The organism is Streptomyces sp. NPDC029164 (assembly GCF_055563995.1).
In genome coordinates this window covers 465,882-480,116 of record NZ_JBVHWW010000001.1, presented here as the reverse complement: position 1 = coordinate 480,116, position 14,235 = coordinate 465,882, and the positions used below count along the sequence as shown (strand labels likewise).

11 protein-coding genes are annotated in these 14,235 nt (G+C 73.0%); 5 read left to right on the top strand and 6 right to left on the bottom strand.

Annotated features, from left to right (window positions below):
• The first annotated feature begins 21 nt into the window (after window positions 1–21).
• The 3 genes from paaK (at window position 22) to ACZ4VT_RS02125 (ending at window position 3,115) form a co-directional block, all read left to right on the top strand.
• Window positions 22–1,350 (top strand): phenylacetate--CoA ligase PaaK, encoded by a 1,329-nt coding sequence (gene paaK / locus ACZ4VT_RS02135; RefSeq protein WP_467945786.1) that lies wholly within the window; start codon window positions 22–24, stop codon window positions 1,348–1,350.
• A gap of 70 nt (window positions 1,351–1,420) precedes the next feature.
• The gene (locus tag ACZ4VT_RS02130) at window positions 1,421–2,275 is read left to right on the top strand and encodes a YhjD/YihY/BrkB family envelope integrity protein (protein WP_467945784.1); all 855 of its coding nucleotides are present in this window, start codon (window positions 1,421–1,423) and stop codon (window positions 2,273–2,275) included.
• Window positions 2,276–2,374: 99 nt separating this feature from the next.
• Window positions 2,375–3,115 (top strand): class I SAM-dependent DNA methyltransferase, encoded by a 741-nt coding sequence (locus tag ACZ4VT_RS02125; RefSeq protein ID WP_467945783.1) that lies wholly within the window; start codon window positions 2,375–2,377, stop codon window positions 3,113–3,115.
• A gap of 17 nt (window positions 3,116–3,132) precedes the next feature.
• Here the strand turns inward: ACZ4VT_RS02125 and ACZ4VT_RS02120 are convergent, their stop codons facing one another.
• Entirely contained in the window at window positions 3,133–4,683 is a 1,551-nt protein-coding gene (locus tag ACZ4VT_RS02120) for a fatty acyl-CoA synthetase (protein WP_467945782.1), read from the bottom strand.
• Between the two features lie 157 nt (window positions 4,684–4,840).
• On the opposite strand from ACZ4VT_RS02120, the gene ACZ4VT_RS02115 reads away from it, so the two are divergent.
• Window positions 4,841–7,300 (top strand): penicillin acylase family protein, encoded by a 2,460-nt coding sequence (locus ACZ4VT_RS02115; RefSeq protein WP_467945780.1) that lies wholly within the window; start codon window positions 4,841–4,843, stop codon window positions 7,298–7,300.
• Between the two features lie 30 nt (window positions 7,301–7,330).
• On the opposite strand, the gene ACZ4VT_RS02110 is transcribed toward ACZ4VT_RS02115, so the two are convergent.
• The 3 genes from ACZ4VT_RS02110 to ACZ4VT_RS02100 all read right to left on the bottom strand — a co-directional run bounded on the left by ACZ4VT_RS02110 (window position 7,331) and on the right by ACZ4VT_RS02100 (window position 11,414).
• Window positions 7,331–8,452 (bottom strand): calcium:cation antiporter, encoded by a 1,122-nt coding sequence (locus tag ACZ4VT_RS02110; RefSeq protein WP_467945778.1) that lies wholly within the window; start codon window positions 8,450–8,452, stop codon window positions 7,331–7,333.
• Between the two features lie 260 nt (window positions 8,453–8,712).
• On the bottom strand, window positions 8,713–10,293 hold the full coding sequence (locus ACZ4VT_RS02105; protein WP_467945776.1) for an acyl-CoA synthetase: 1,581 nt from the start codon (window positions 10,291–10,293) through the stop codon (window positions 8,713–8,715).
• A 14-nt stretch (window positions 10,294–10,307) separates the two neighbouring features.
• On the bottom strand, window positions 10,308–11,414 hold the full coding sequence (locus ACZ4VT_RS02100) for a nitronate monooxygenase (protein ID WP_467945775.1): 1,107 nt from the start codon (window positions 11,412–11,414) through the stop codon (window positions 10,308–10,310).
• Between the two features lie 307 nt (window positions 11,415–11,721).
• On the opposite strand from ACZ4VT_RS02100, the gene ACZ4VT_RS02095 reads away from it, so the two are divergent.
• Entirely contained in the window at window positions 11,722–13,602 is a 1,881-nt protein-coding gene (locus ACZ4VT_RS02095; RefSeq protein WP_467945773.1) for a serine hydrolase domain-containing protein, read from the top strand.
• On the opposite strand, the gene ACZ4VT_RS02090 is transcribed toward ACZ4VT_RS02095, so the two are convergent.
• Together ACZ4VT_RS02090 and ACZ4VT_RS02085 are read right to left on the bottom strand one after the other, a co-directional pair.
• Window positions 13,599–14,078, bottom strand: coding sequence for a GNAT family N-acetyltransferase (locus ACZ4VT_RS02090; RefSeq protein WP_467945771.1), 480 nt, complete (start codon window positions 14,076–14,078; stop codon window positions 13,599–13,601). The two genes, ACZ4VT_RS02095 and ACZ4VT_RS02090, sit on opposite strands and share 4 nt — an antisense overlap.
• 6 nt (window positions 14,079–14,084) lie before the next feature.
• Window positions 14,085–14,210, bottom strand: coding sequence for a hypothetical protein (locus tag ACZ4VT_RS02085; RefSeq protein ID WP_467945769.1), 126 nt, complete (start codon window positions 14,208–14,210; stop codon window positions 14,085–14,087).
• Window positions 14,211–14,235: the final 25 nt, after the last annotated feature.

The window sequence follows — 14,235 nt, the reverse complement described above, 5'->3', positions numbered from 1 at the left end:
GACTCAGGATGAGGTGACGGCATGGCGGTGTACGCGGATCTCCACGACGAAGGCGAGCGGCTGAGTCGCGACGAGCTGGCCGCCCTCCAGCTGACGCGGCTGCGCGCGACCCTGCACCGCGCCTACGGGAAGGTGCCGTTCTACCGGCAGGCCTTCGACAAGGCGGGCGTCCATCCGGACGACTGCCGCTCGCTCGCCGACCTCGCCCTGTTCCCCTTCACCGCCAAGGCCGATCTGCGCGACCAGTACCCCTTCGGGATGTTCGCCGTGCCGCGGTCCGAGGTGCGGCGCATCCACGCCTCCAGCGGCACCACCGGGCGGCCCACGGTCGTGGGGTACACCGACGGGGATCTTTCCACCTGGGCCGATGTCGTCGCCCGGTCCATACGCGCGGCGGGCGGCCGGCCCGGCCAGATCGTCCACATCGCCTACGGCTACGGGCTCTTCACCGGTGGCCTCGGCGCGCACTACGGTGCGGAGCGCCTCGGCTGTACGGTCGTGCCCGCCTCGGGCGGGATGACCGACCGCCAGGTCCGACTCATCGAGGACTTCCGGCCGGAGGTCATCATGGTGACCCCTTCCTACATGCTGACCCTGCTCGACGAGATGGAGCGCCAGGGCATCGATCCCCGCGCCACCTCGCTCCGCACCGGCATCTTCGGGGCGGAGCCGTGGACCGAGGAGATGCGCCGGGAGATCGAGGAGCGGCTGGGCATGGACGCGGTGGACATATACGGCCTGTCCGAGGTCATGGGCCCGGGCGTCGCGCAGGAATTCGCGTCGCACAAGGACGGCCTGCACATCTGGGAGGACCATTTCTACCCGGAGGTGGTCGATCCGCTGACGGGCGCGGTCCTGCCGGAGGGCGAGCAGGGCGAGCTGGTGTTCACCTCGCTCACCAAGGAGGCCATGCCCGTCATCCGTTACCGGACGCGCGATCTGACGCGGCTGCTGCCCGGCACGGCCCGGCCCGCGTTCCGCCGGATGGAGAAGATCACGGGCCGAAGCGACGACATGATCATCCTGCGCGGGGTGAACCTGTACCCGACACAGATCGAGGAGATACTCCTGCGGACGGCCGGACTGGCTCCGCACTTCCAGCTACGGCTGACCCGGGAGAGCCGGATGGACGCCCTGACGGTACGGGTGGAGGCGCGCCGGGAGACGGACGCGGACGGGCGGGAGGCCGCGGCCGCCCAGGTGATCCGGGCCGTCAAGGAGGGGATCGGGGTCTCCGTCCGGGTCGAGGTGGTCGACCCGGAGACCCTGGAGCGTTCGGTCGGGAAGATCAAGCGGCTGGTGGACCTCCGCGGTGCGGGGGAGGCGGCGGACACGCGTCCGGGCGGCTGAAACCACCCTTCGGGCCCAATTCGGGGCGGGGGCCGGGAGCGCGATCGCCCTCGCGGGTAGTGCATGACCTGTGACCTCGTTCTTCCGGCAGCTGCACGACCGGCTCCAGGGCTCCCACATCGGGCTGGCCTGGAGCCGGGGCCGGGAGATGGAGCTGATGCACCGGGCGATGGGCTTCGCGGCCCTCGGGTTCCTCACCCTGGTGCCGCTGCTGGTGGTCGTGGCGGCCGCCGCACCGGGCAGCGGTTCCGGCTTCGGCCGGTGGCTCGGCCAGGCCCTCGGGGTGGCGCCGTCCTCGCGGGCCCGGGTCGAGATGCTGTTCGGCGCCGCGGACCTGGCGCTGGAGCGGACCACCGCCTTCGGTCTGGCCGCCCTCGCCGTGTTCGGCCTGACCTTCGGTTCGGCCGTGCAGACCGGCTACGAGAAGGTCTGGGACCTGCCGACCGCCCGCTGGCACACCATGTGGCGGCACGTCGTCTGGCTGGCCCTGCTGGTCTGCTACCTCGCCCTGCTCGTGGAGATCCCCGCGCCCTCGAACGACGCCATCGGCACCGTCCTCGGCACGGTGGGCGACCTTCTCGGCACCTGCCTGTTCTTCATCGGCTCACAGCGTCTGCTGCTCGGCGGCCGGGTCCGCTGGCGCGCCCTGGTGCCGGGAGCGGTGGCGACCAGCCTCGGGCTGCTGGGGCTGCGGGTCTTCTCGCAGCTGGTGTTCTCCCCGCTCATCGCGTCCAACGCGGTGACGTACGGCCCCTTCGGCACCCTGCTCGTCGTCCAGTCCTGGCTGGTCGGCGTCGGCTTCGTCGTGTACGGCGGCGCCCTCGTCGGCCGCCTCGTACACGAACACCTCACCCTCCGCCGCCTGCGCCAGAGCGGACTCCTCCCACCCGAAGCCTTCCCCCCGCACACCTCACACCCGCAGTGACCGGACCCCGCGCCGGCCGCGCCGGCCGGCGCCCGGCCTGATCCGGAGGGCGGTAAATGCGTCGACACCACGCCTCGCTACCCGGCAGAGTGGCCGTCCGTGACGAGCAGTGAGCTGTGGACCCGTGCGACCGCCGACCGCTACGACGCCGAGGAGGCCGAGACGTCCTCGGCCGCCGTTCTCGGACCGACTCTCGCCTTCCTCGCCGAGCTCGCCGGAGACGGCCGGGCACTGGAGTTCGCCATCGGGACCGGGCGAGTGGGCGTCCCGCTCCGGGAGCGCGGCGTGCCGGTGGTGGGCATCGAACTGTCCGAGCACATGGCGGCGGTGCTGCGGCGCAAGATCGACGAGAACACACTCCCGGTGGTCATCGGGGACATGGCCACCACCGTCGTGCCCGGCGAGTTCACCCTGGTCTATCTCGTCTACAACACCATCACGAACCTGCTCACGCAGGACGAGCAGGTCGAGTGCTTCCGCAACGCCGCACGTCATCTGGAGCCCGGCGGCCGATTCGTCATCGAGCTGGGCGTGCCGCCGCTGCGGCTCCTGCCGCCCGGCCAGGTCGCGGTGCCGTTCGACGTCTCCGAGCAGCACCTCGGCTTCGACACCTTCGACCTCGTCGAGCAGATCCTCGTCTCGCACCACCTCACCCGCGACGGCGACGACGGCCGCTACCGCCGCGACGAGTCCCGGCACCGCTACGCCTGGCCGGCGGAGCTCGACCTGATGGCACGGATCGCCGGGCTCCAGTGGGAACGTCGCGTCGCGGACTGGGACGGGGCCCCGTTCACCCAGGACTCCGCGAAGCACATCTCCGTGTGGCGCAAGCCCACCTGAGGCCGGCCGCCGGGCCGTCAACGCAAGCCGTGGCCGGCCGATGAGGATCCGAAGCGGTCGCGGAGTTCGCGCTTGAGGATCTTGCCGCTGGCGTTGCGCGGGAGGGCATCCACGAAGAGGATCCGCTTCGGGGCCTTGAAGTGGGCGAGCTTCTCCCGCGCGTACGCCATCAGCTCCGCCTCCGTCACCGCCCCGCGCGGGACCACCACTGCCGTGACCGCCTCGATCCACCGCTCGTCCGGCAGCCCGACCACGGCCGCCTCGGCCACCCCGGGGTGCGTGTAGAGCACGTCCTCCACCTGGCGCGAGGCGACCAGCACCCCGCCCGAGTTGATGACGTCCTTCACCCGGTCCACGACCGTGAAGTAGCCCTGCGCGTCACGCACCGCGAGGTCGCCCGAGCGGAACCAGCCGTCCCGGAAGGCCTTCTCCGTGGCCACCGGGTCGTTCCAGTACCCGAGGCACAGCTGCGGCGAGCGGTAGACCACCTCGCCCGCCGTGCCGTCCGGCACGTCCTTGCCGTCCTCGTCGACGACCTTCGCCTCGACGTGGCGTACCGGCCGCCCGCAGGAGTCCATCCGCCCCTCGTGCTCGTCCGGTCCGAGCACGGTGGCCAGCGGCCCGATCTCGCTCTGCCCGAAGCAGTTGTAGAAGCCGAGCCCGGGCAGCCGCGCCCGGAGCCGTTCCAGGACCGGAACCGGCATGATCGAGGCCCCGTAGTACGCCTTGCGCAGCGCGCCCAGTTCGCGGGCCGCGAACTCCGGGTGGTTGGCCAGGCCGATCCACACGGTGGGCGGGGCGAAGAGGCTGTCCGCCTCCCCCGCCTCCACCAGGTCGAAGACCTGCTCCGCGACCGGCGCGTCCAGGATGGTGTTGCGCGCGCCCACCGCGAGGTACGGCAGCAGGAAGACGTGCATCTGCGCCGAGTGGTACAGCGGCAGCGAGTGCACCGGCCGGTCCTCCTCGGCCAGGTCCAGCGCCTCGATCGCGCTCTCGTACTCGTGGGCGAGGGCCCGGTGGGTCATCATCGCGCCCTTAGGCAGGGCGGTGGTCCCCGAGGTGTAGAGCAGCTGCGCCACCCGGCCCGGGTCCGCGTCCGCGTCCGCGTCAGGGACAAAGGCCGACGGCTCGGCCAGTTCGGCGAGGAACGAGCCGGGGGCGTCGCGCAGCGCCCGTACGGGATACCCGTCGGGGACCCGTCCCGCCAGGTCCGGATCGGCGAGGGCCAGGGCGCTCCCGGAGTTGTCCAGGATGTACGCGAGGTCCTCGCCGGTGAGGTTCTGGTTCACCGGGACATGGGTGAGTCCGGCCCGGGCGCAGGCCAGGAAGGCGATGAGGTAGGCGTCGCAGTTGTGGGCGAAGGTGGCGACGCGGTCGCCCGCGGCCAGGCCGTACCGCTCCCGCAGGACGGCTGCGCCCGTGGTGACGGCCGCGTCGAGTTCCGCGTACGTCCAGCCGCGGTCCCGGTATCGGACGGCGAGGCGGTCGGGGACCCTTCGCGCGCTGTCGCGCACCAGCCCGTCGACCGTGTTGTCCCGCACTGCTCGCCCTGCTCGCGCTGCCGTCATGGCGCGATCCTCGTCTCCCGGACTCCCCAGGTCAATGACCGGGATACCAAACGGGATGTTGACAGATCGTCGGACCGCCTGCATGAGTGTGGGGGCACGGACGCACCGCCTGTCCCACGGGCAACCACCCCCACCCGCAGGCCACTTGGGAGGCACCTTGCACCACAGCACCCGTCCGATACTCCGCCGTGTCGCCCTCACCGGCGCCGCCCTGCTCGCCGCGACGGCCGCGATGCCGCAGGCCTCCGCGGCGACCGGGGACCGGATACCGGCCGGCGGCGGCCTGTCCGCCGTCATCCGGTACACCGAGAACGGCATCCCGCACATCCTCGCCCGCGACTACGCCCAGCTCGGTTTCGGCACCGGCTGGGCTCAGGCGGCCGACCAGGTCTGTGTCCTCGCCGACGGGTTCGTGACCGTCGCCGGTGAGCGGTCACGCTGGTTCGGGCCCGACGCCGCACCCGACGGATCCCTCTCCTCCGCCACCCGGAACCTCTCCAGCGACCTGTACTTCAAGGGCGTCCGCGAGTCCGGCACGGTGGAGAAGCTGCTGGCGACCCCCGCCCCGGCCGGTCCCACCAAGGACCTCAAGGAGCTGATGCGCGGCTGGGCCGCCGGGTACAACGCCTGGCTCGCCCAGAACAGGATCGACGACCCCGCCTGCAAGGGCGCCGGCTGGGTCCGCCCCGTCTCCACCACCGACGTGGCCGCGCGCGGCTTCGCGGTCTCCGTCCTCGGCGGCCAGGGGCGCGGCATCGACGGCATCACGGCCGCGCAGCCGCCCGCCGCGCAGCCGCCCACCGCCGCTGAGCCGGGCTCACCGGCGACGGCCCTCGACCCGGCCTCCGCGCCCGATCCGGCGACGGCGGCCGAGGCCGCGCGGGAGTTCTTCGACACCAGCCGGTACGACATGGGTTCCAACGCGGTCGCCTTCGCCGGCTCCACCACGGCGAACGGCAGCGGTCTCCTCCTCGGCAACCCGCACTACCCGTGGCAGGGCGGGCGCCGCTTCTGGCAGTCGCAGCAGACCATCCCCGGCAAGCTGAACGTCTCGGGCGGCTCCCTCCTCGGCACCGCCGTGGTCAACATCGGCTTCAACGAGAAGGTGGCCTGGAGCCACACGGTGGCCACCGGCACCCCCGTCAGCCTGCACCAGCTCACGCTGGACCCGGCCGACCCGACCGCCTACCTGGTCGACGGCAAGCCGGAGAGGATGACCCGGCGGACCGTCACCGTCCCGGTGTCCGGCGGTGATCCGGTGACCCGTACCCAGTGGTGGACGCGCTTCGGACCGGTGGTCTCGAACCTCGGCGCGGGCCTGCCGCTGCCCTGGACGGCCGGTACGGCGTACGCGCTGAACGACCCCAACGCGGCGAACCTGCGCGGCTCCGACAGCGCCCTGGCGATGGGCCGGGCCCGCTCGGTCGCCGGGATCCAGGAGGCCCTGGCCCGCACCCAGGGCCTGCCCTGGGTCAACACGGTGGCCGCCGACTCCGCGGGCGGCACCCTCTTCACCCAGTCCCAGGTGCTCCCCCGCATCACCGACGAGCTCGCGGCCCGCTGCTCCACCCCGCTGGGCCGGGCGACGTACCCGGCCTCGGGACTGGCGGTGCTGGACGCCTCGCGCACGGACTGCGCGCTCGGCTCGGATCCGGACGCGGTGCAGCCGGGCGTCTTCGGCCCGGGGAAGGCGCCGACGCTGCGCGACGCCCCGTACGCCGAGAACTCCAACGACAGTGCCTGGCTGGCCCATGCCGACCGTCCGCTGACCGGCTACGAGCGGGTCTGGGGCAACGTCGCCACCCCGCGTTCCCTGCGCACGCGCGGCGCGGTCGAGGACGTGGCGGCGATGGCCGCGAGGGGCCGGCTGACCGTGACCGACCTGGAGAAGCAGCAGTTCGCCAACCGGGTCCCGGCCGGTGACCTGGCGGCGGCGGACGCGGCGGAGGCCTGCGCCGCGCTGCCCGGCGGTACGGCGACGGGCAGCGACGGCAGCGCGGTGGACGTCTCGGCCGCCTGCCCGGTCCTGGCGGGCTGGGACCGTACGGCCGACAGCGCCAGCCGCGGCGCGCTGCTCTTCGACCGGTTCTGGCGCCGGCTGACGGCTTCGACCGCGGCGAAGGACCTGTGGCTGGTGCCGTTCTCGGCGGCCGATCCCGTACGCACTCCCCGTACGCTCAACCAGGCGGCGCCCGGCCTCGGGCGGGCGCTCGCGGACGCGGTGGCCGAGCTGAGGGCGGCCGGGATCGCGCTGGACGCCCCGCTGGGCGAGCACCAGTTCGTGGTGCGGGGCGGGCAGAAGCTGCCGGTGGGCGGCGGTACGGAGGCGCTCGGCGTCTGGAACAAGATCGAGGCTCCGTGGAACGCGGCGGCCGGCGGCTATGCGGAGGTCGCGCACGGCTCCAGCCACATCCAGGCGGTCGGCTGGGACCGCGGCCCCTGCCCGGTGGCGCGCACCCTGCTGACGTACGGCCAGTCCTCGAACCCGGGCTCGCCGCACTCCGCGGACCAGACCCGGCTGTTCTCCCGGGAACGCTGGGTCACGGCGCGCTTCTGCGAGCGGGACATCCTCACCTCGCCGCAGCTGAAGGTGGTCTGGGCCCGCGAGCGGCGCTGACTCCCGGGTCCTCCTCCCGGCCGTCGGCCCTCAGGGGCTGACGGCCAGGAAGAGGTACGCGGCGAGCAGCACGATGTGCACGCCGCCCTGGAGCAGCGTGGCGCGGCCTGGGGCGATGGTGAGGGCGCTGACCACGACGGTCAGGGCGAGCAGCACCATGTGGACCGGGCCGAGGCCCAGCAGGAGCGGGCCGGAGAGCCAGATCGAGGCCAGGGCGATGGCGGGGATGGTCAGGCCGATGCTGGCGATGGCGGAGCCGTAGGCCAGGTTGAGGCTGGTCTGGACCCGGCCGCGGCGGGCGGCGCGGACGGCGGCGAGGGTCTCGGGCAGCAGGACGAGCAGGGCGATGATCACGCCGACCACGGCGTTGGGCAGGCCGGCGTCGGCGACGCCCTTCTCGATGGTCGGGGAGACGGCCTTGGCATCGCCGACCACGGCGACGAGCGCGACGAGCAGCAGGCCGGTGCTGATGAGGGCGGCGCGGGCGGTGGGCGGGGCGGCGTGGTCCTCGTCGTCACCGTGGCCGTCGGGCCGGTCGGCCGGCCGCTCGGCCTCCACGGGCAGGAAGTAGTCCCGGTGGCGGACGGTCTGGACGGCGACGAACAGGCCGTACAGGGCGAGCGAGGCGACGGCGGCGAAGGTCAGCTGGGCGGAGGAGAACTCCGGGCCGGGCTTGCTCGTGGTGAAGGTCGGCAGCACCAGGCTGAGGGCGGCGAGGGTCGCGACGGTGGCGAGGGCCGCGCCGGAGCCTTCGGGGTTGAAGACCGCGACCCGGTTGCGCAGGGCCCTGACGAACAGGGACAGGCCGACGATGCCGTTGCAGGTGATCATGACGGCGGCGAAGACCGTGTCCCGGGCGAGCGAGGCGGTCTTGTCCCCGCCATCGGCCATCAGGGTGACGATGAGGGCGACTTCGATGACCGTGACCGCGACCGCGAGCACGAGGGAGCCGAAGGGTTCCCCGACCCGGTGGGCGACGACCTCGGCGTGGTGCACGGCCGCCAGCACCGCGCCCGCGAGGCAGAGCGCGACCAGCACCACCCCGAGCGCGGGCAGGTCGCGTCCCCAGCTGAGGACGAGCGCGACGAGTGCCACCAGGGGGACGACGAGGGTCCAGTCGGTCAGGGCGGATCTGCGGGTAGCCGTACTCATATCAGCCAACTTGCCAGAACTGTCCCTCCGATGCGGCCCGAGCGCCGCCTTCACCGCCCTGACGTGGCCCTTCTCACGCATGCGCCGGGCGTGGCGGGCGCGCCTTCCGCGCCTCCCGCCGGGCGTGGTCCTGTGGGACGGCCGGGCCTGCCGGGACGGCCGGACCGGGCCGGCCGGCCGTCCGCTCGGACCGGGTGGACATCGCGCTGCGGGACGAGGAGGGAGCCGTACGAGGGGGGTCACCCGTTGGTGACGCGGGCTCACATGGCGCGGTCGTGGCCCTCCCAGTACGGGTCGCGCAGCCGCCGCTTGTAGAGCTTTCCGTTCGGGTCGCGCGGCATCGTCTCGATGAAGTCGACCGTCTTGGGGCGCTTGTAGCCGGCGAGCTGCCGTTCGCAGTGGTGCAGGATCTCCGCGGCGAGCGCGTCGCCCGCGGCGAAACCCTCGGCCGGTTCGATGACCGCTTTGACCTCCTCGCCCCAGTCGGCGTGCGGGATGCCGAAGGCGGCGGCGTCCGCGACGGCCGGGTGGGTGAGCAGGGCCGACTCGATCTCGGCCGGGTAGATGTTGACCCCGCCGGAGATGATCATGTCGATCTTGCGGTCGCGGAGGAAGAGGTACCCCTCCTCGTCCATCAGGCCGAGGTCGCCGACGGTGAAGAAGTCGCCGATGCGGTTCTTCCTCGTCTTGCCCTCGTCCTTGTGGTAGCTGAAGCCGCCGGTGTTCATCTTGATGTAGACGGTGCCCAGTTCCCCGGCGGGCAGCCGGTTGCCGTCGTCGTCGAAGATGGCGAGTTCGCTGATCGGCCAGGCCTTGCCGACGGTTCCCGGCTTCTTCAGCCAGTCCTCGGCGGTCGCGAAGGCACCGCCGCCCTCGCTGGCCGCGTAGTACTCCTCCACGCAGCCGCCCCACCAGTCGATCATCGCCCGTTTGACGTGGTCGGGGCAGGGCGCGGCGCCGTGGATGGCGTGCCGCATCGAGGAGACGTCGTACGCGTCCTTCGTCTCCTGCGGGAGCGCGAGGAGCCGGTGGAACTGGGTGGGGACCATGTGGGTGTGCGTGCAGGAGTGCCGGTCGATCAGGCGCAGCATCTCCTGCGGGGCCCACTTGTCCATCAGGACCAGCGGGTGTCCGATGTGCAGGGCGGCGCCCGCGAACTGGAGGACGGCCGTGTGGTACAGCGGCGAGCAGACCAGGTGGACGTTCCCGTCGAAGGGGCGGATGCCGAAGATGCCGAGGAAGCCGCCGAGGTGCGTCTCCTCGGGGAGCTTGCCGGGCAGCGGGCGGCGGATCCCGCGCGGGCGTCCGGTGGTGCCGGAGGTGTAGTTCATGACCCAGCCGAGGGTGCGCTCCCCGGGGACCGTCCCGGGTTGCCCGGCGAGGAGGTCCCCGTACGGGCGGAAGCCCGGGACCGCTCCGACGGCGTAGCGGTGGCTCGCGGGGAGGGCTGCCTCGTCGGCCGCCGCGGTGGCGGCGTCGGCGAAGCGCTCGTGCGCGATGAGCACCTTGGCCCCGGAGTCGGAGACGATCCAGGCGATCTCGGGGCCGACGAGGTGGTGGTTGACGGGGACGAGGTAGAAGCCGGCCTGGGAGGCGGCGAGGTAGGCGGTGAGGAACTCGACGCCGTTGGGGAGGACGACGGCGAAGACGTCGCCCTGTTGCAGGCCGGCGGCGCGCAGGCCGTGGACGAGGCGGTTGACGTCGGCGTGCAGCCGGCCGCCGCTCCACTCCTCGCCCTCGGGGGTGACGAGGACGGTGCGTTCGGGGTCGGCGGCCGCCTGGGCCCAGAAACCTCCCCCGGACTTCGTCCGGGGGGACCCCCATGCGGGCTGGTCACTCATGCTGATCACACCTCTCAGGCCCGGCCGGCGATGCGGTTGATGCGGTCGATGGCACGCTCGAAGCCGCTGGTGAGGTCGTCGAAGACGGCCTGGACGCTGCGTTCGCTGTTCATCCGGCCGACGATCTGGCCGACGGGGGTGCCGAGCAGCGGGTGTACCGCGTACTTCTGGATCCGGGAGACGGCCTCGGCGACGAGCAGGCCCTGGAGCGGCATGGGGAGCGCGCCCGGGCCCTCCGGGTCGTCCCAGGCGTCGGTCCACTCGGTGCGCAGCTGGCGGGCGGGCTTGCCGGTGAGGGCGCGGGAGCGGACGGTGTCGCCGGAGCCCGCGGCGAGCAGTTTCTCGGTGAGGGCGCGCGAGTGGAGGTCGGCCTCGGTGGTGGTGAGCCAGAGGGAGCCGAGCCAGGCGCCCTGGGCGCCGAGGGCGAGTCCGGCGGCGATCTGCTCGCCGCTGCCGATGCCGCCGGCCGCGAGGACCGGGAGCGGGGCGACGGCTTCGGCGATCTCCGGGACGAGGACCATGGTGGCGATGTCGCCGGTGTGGCCGCCGGCCTCGTAGCCCTGGGCGACGACGATGTCGATGCCGGCTTCCGCGTGGCGGCGGGCGTGTTTGGCGCTGCCGGCGAGGGCGGCGACGAGGACGCCGTGGTCGTGGGCGCGGGCGATGACGTCGGCGGGCGGGGAACCGAGGGCGTTCGCCAGGAGTTTGATGGGGTAGCCGAAGGCGACGTCGAGCTGGTTGCGGGCGACCTGCTCCATCCAGCCGGTGATCCGCCAGCCGGAGGCCTCGCCTTCGGCGAGCTCGGGCACGTGGTGCTTGGCGAGGGTGTCGCGGACGAAGGCGCGGTGCCCGGCCGGGATCATCGCCTCGATGTCGGCTTCGCCGATGCCGTCGACGGCCTTCTTGGCGGGCATGACGACGTCGAGGCCGTAGGGCTTGCCGTCGGTGTGCACCTGCATCCAGTCGAGGTCGCGTTTGAGGTCGTCGGGAGCGGTGTAGCGGACCGCGCCGAGCACGCCGAAGCCACCCGCGCGGGTGATCGCAGCGGCGACCGCCGGGAAGGGCGTGAAGCCGAAGATGGCGTGCTCGACTCCCAGTTTCTTGCTCAGCTCCGTCTCCATGGGCGGCAGGATGCCGCAGCCCGGCATGCGAGGGAAGAGATTTTCTGATGCAGTGTCAGATTCTTTACGGGCCGGTCGGTGCGGAGGGTGCCCGACGGACGGGCAGATACCCACTAGCGTTCGGCGCGGATCCCGGCGCGGGCCGGCCGGCCGGGACGAACCGGCCGGCGCACGGGCCGGACGAATCCGGCCCCGCCGGCGTCTGAGGCATGGGGTTACCCCCCGGACGGAGTCGGGGGGAGAGTCCGGGGCGGAGCCCTGGGAGACGGCGCCGCAGGAGGACTCGGACAGGGACCAGGAGGTGGACATGGCAACACGAACGGGGGCTCACGGCGCGGCAGGCGGCGAAGCCCAGGCCGCACCCACGACAGCGACCGCGGCGACGGGCGGGCCCGGGAAGGCCGGCGGCGGGCTGAGCCGCCGCCGGCTCGGGGCGCGGCTGCTCGCCCTCGGCGGCGTACTCGTCCTGCACGCCGCGCTCCCCGGCCCCGCCGGCGCCTCGGGCAACCCCGCCGAGCGACGCGCGCTCCAGGGCCTGCGCCTGCGGTACGGGTCCCCACGCCAGGCCGGGCTGCTGGAGAAGCACCTGGAGGGGGTCGCGGACGAGGCCCGGCGGTTCCTCGGCCCCTCCCCCGAACACCCCTACTACGCCGGTGCGGTGGTCCTCGCGGGCCGGGGCCGCACCATCGCCCTGCACCGGGCCATGGGCGAGGCCGTGCGCTACGCGGACTACGACGGGCGGACCGACCGGGTCCGGGAGTTCCCGGCGGCCGAGCGGATCGCGATGGCGGAGGACACCGTCTTCGATCTGGCCTCGCTGACCAAGCTGTTCACCTCCATCCTGGCCGTGCAGCAGATGGAGCGGGGCCAGTTGGAGCTGGAGGCTCCGGTGCGGCGGTACCTGCCGGAGTTCACCGGGGGCGGCAAGGAGGTGGTGACGGTTCGTCAACTGCTCACGCACACCTCGGGGCTGCGCTCCTGGGCGCCCTTCTACAAGGAGTCCACGCCGGAGGGCCGCCTGAGGCTGCTGTGGTCGGTGAGGCCGCAGGAGACTCCTGGGACGGTCTACCGCTACTCCGACCTGAACCTGATCACCCTCCAGCTGCTCTTGGAACGGATCACTGGTCGCCCTTTGGATGTCCTGCTCCGCGACGAGATCACTGCTCCACTCGGGATGCAGCGCACTCGTTACAACCCACCGCTCTCCTGGCGCCGGGCCACCGCCGCCACCGAGGTGCAGCGCCCGCCCTGGTCCGGCCTCGACCGCGGGCTGGTGTGGGGCGAGGTCCACGACGAGAACGCGTACGCGCTCGGCGGGGTCGCGGGCCACGCCGGCATCTTCGGCACCGCCTGGGACCTGGCCGTCCTCGCCCGCGCCCTCCTCGACGGCGGGGTCTACGCCGGCAAGCGCATCCTGCGCCCCGCCTCCGTCGAGCTGCTCTTCACGGACTACAACACGGCCTTCCCCGGCGACGACCACGGCCTCGGCTTCGAGCTCTACCAGCACTGGTACATGGGCGCGATGGCCACGCCGCACTCCGCCGGCCACACCGGCTTCACCGGCACCTCCCTGGTCCTCGACCCGTCCACCGACTCCTTCCTGATCCTGCTCGGCAACTCCGTCCACCCCGTGCGCACCTGGCGCGCCGGCAGCGCGCCGCGCGTCGCCGTCGGCAACCGCTTCGCCCGCGCCGTACCGGTCCGCACCCGGCACGGCGGCGCGGCCTGGTTCTCCGGGATCCGGCCGGGCGCCTCGGGCACGCTCACCCTGCCACCGCTCACCCCGGCCACGGCGGCCGCCCGGCTGCGCTGCGCCGTGTGGTGGGACACCGTGCCCGGCGAGGGCGCCCTGCACCTGGAGGCCTCACCCGACGGGGAGCACTGGGAACCGCTGCCCTTCAGCACCGTCCGGTCCACCGGCGGCGCGCCCGAGCAATGGACCCGCGGCTCGGTGAGCGGCTGGTCCGGCCGTACCTGGCACCGTCTCGAAGCCCCCCTGACGGCCGCCTGGTCGGGCCGCGAGGTACGCCTGCGATTCCGCCACACCGCGACCGGCCGCTACGTCGGCCGCGGGATCTACGTGGACATCGTCCGCGTGTCGGAAGCGGCCCACCTCCTCTTCGCGGAAGACCGCCCCACCGACGCCCCCCGCCTCGAAGCCATCGGCTGGACCCGCTCCGCGGACTAGAACAGAAGGGGGCGGGGACTGGGACTGGGACTGGTCCTCGGGGCCCGGCGGGCCCACCCGGTGGGGGCCGGGTGGGACGGGCGGTTCGCGCGGTAGACGAAGCGGGTGCGGTCGTCGACGGGGTTGTCGGGTTCCAGGAAGGCCTCGGCGACGCGGTACAGGCCCGCCCTCTCCAGGGCCCGCCGGGAGGCCCGGTTGGCGGCCTGGACCGGGACGATGATCGCCGCGGTGTGGGGATGGTCGGTCCAGGTCGCCTCGACGACCGCGTGGATCATGCGCGTGCCGTGCCCCCGGCCGGCCAGGCCGGAATCGCCGATCAGGTAGTCGATCGTCACCGCCCCGTCGGGCACCTCGACTTCGGCCGCCGGCTCGACCAGGTAGTCCGAGTAGTCGGCGAGGCGGCAGCGCTGCACGAGACCGATCGGTTCGCCGTCGAGCAGGAGGAGCAGGTCCTCGGCCGGCTCCTCCCCCCGCACGGCGGGTCAGAAGTCGCGCTCGACGGCCTCCGGGGAGGTCTCGTGGTTCCACCAGCGTGCGACATGCGGCTGCGCCAGCCACCGCCCCAGTCGTGGGAAGTCGGGCTCGGCGAGCCGGCGCCAGGTGATCATCGGGACTCCTCGGCGGGTCTGCGGC

Coding starts and splice junctions, on each gene's coding strand:
- paaK (WP_467945786.1), top strand. CDS start 22: ATGGCGGTGTACGCGGATCTCCACGACGAAGGCGAGCGGCTGAGTCGC.
- ACZ4VT_RS02120 (WP_467945782.1), bottom strand. CDS start 4,683: ATGACGGCAGCGCGAGCAGGGCGAGCAGTGCGGGACAACACGGTCGAC.
- ACZ4VT_RS02110 (WP_467945778.1), bottom strand. CDS start 8,452: ATGAGTACGGCTACCCGCAGATCCGCCCTGACCGACTGGACCCTCGTC.
- ACZ4VT_RS02105 (WP_467945776.1), bottom strand. CDS start 10,293: ATGAGTGACCAGCCCGCATGGGGGTCCCCCCGGACGAAGTCCGGGGGA.
- ACZ4VT_RS02100 (WP_467945775.1), bottom strand. CDS start 11,414: ATGGAGACGGAGCTGAGCAAGAAACTGGGAGTCGAGCACGCCATCTTC.
- ACZ4VT_RS02095 (WP_467945773.1), top strand. CDS start 11,722: ATGGCAACACGAACGGGGGCTCACGGCGCGGCAGGCGGCGAAGCCCAG.
- ACZ4VT_RS02085 (WP_467945769.1), bottom strand. CDS start 14,210: ATGATCACCTGGCGCCGGCTCGCCGAGCCCGACTTCCCACGACTGGGG.